This window comes from Amycolatopsis sp. WAC 01375, assembly GCF_003947325.1.
Lineage (GTDB): Bacteria > Actinomycetota > Actinomycetes > Mycobacteriales > Pseudonocardiaceae > Amycolatopsis.
The window spans coordinates 1-1,087 of the sequence record NZ_QHHW01000003.1 but is presented as its reverse complement, the minus strand read 5'-3'; the positions used below and the strand labels follow the sequence as shown (position 1 = coordinate 1,087).

The 1,087-nt window shown below is 65.0% G+C and carries 1 protein-coding gene; it reads left to right on the top strand.

The features are described 5' to 3' along the window. Positions 1-1,080: IS30 family transposase (locus DL991_RS00015; protein WP_233598620.1), on the top strand; the 1,080-nt coding region annotated here is incomplete at its 5' end. Positions 1,081-1,087 lie beyond the last annotated feature (7 nt).

The window sequence follows — 1,087 nt, the reverse complement described above, 5'->3', positions numbered from 1 at the left end:
GGGGGTTTCAATCGGTTGTTGCAAGTGGTGGCGGCTGATAGGGAGATCGTCATGCCAGGAGCCCGGTTGACGCGCGAGGAGCGGGAAAAGATCCAGAATGGTCTGGATCAAGGTCTTACTCAGGACGCGGTGGCGAAGGTCCTGGGTAAGTCACCCTCGACGATTTCACGAGAGGTACGCCGCGGCGGTGGACCGCGGTGCTCCAGGCCCGGCACCAAGGTCACTGGCCGGCCTCGCCGCTACCGGGCCGACCGAGCCCAGCGCCTGGCCATCGAACGCGGCCGGCGCCCGAAAACCCACCTGCTGGCCGGTAAGTTGGCGGCGGTGGTGACCGGTCTGCTGCAAGCAGACTGGTCACCCCAGCTGATCTCCCTGATGTTGCCGACATTGTTCCCCGACGATCAGGCTATGCGGGTGAGTCACGAGACGATCTACCAGTCACTGTTCATCCAGACTCGTGGTGAACTGCGCAACGAACTCACCGAGCACCTGCGGTCAGGCCGTGACCAGCGCCGGTCACGCACCAGCACCTCCAGCCGCCGCAAGGGCCGGATCACCGGGATGACCCCGATCAGTGAACGCCCCGCCGAGGCCGCCGACCGGGCCGTGCCCGGGCACTGGGAAGGCGATCTGATCCTCGGGGCAGTCGGCCAGGGCGCGGTCATCACCCTGGTCGAACGCCACTCCCGATTCGTGTTGCTGGCCCCTCTGCCCGACACGCACAAGGCCGTCGAAGTCCGGGAACTGCTCACCAGCATGATCACTACCCTGCCCGCCGAGCTGAAACGATCGCTGGCCTGGGACCAGGGCAACGAAATGGCCCAGCACGCCCAGTTCACCCTGGACACCGGCCTGCAGGTCTACTTCTGCCACCCACACAGCCCCTGGGAACGCGGCAGCAACGAGAACACCAACGGCCTGCTACGCCAGTACTGGCCCAAAGGCTCAGACCTGCGCCACCTCACCCAAACCCACTGCGACGCCATCGCCCTACGCCTCAACACCCGACCACGCCCTACCCTCGACCTCCTCACACCAGCACAAGCACTCGACAAAGCACTACTTGCAACAACCAGTTGAAACCGCC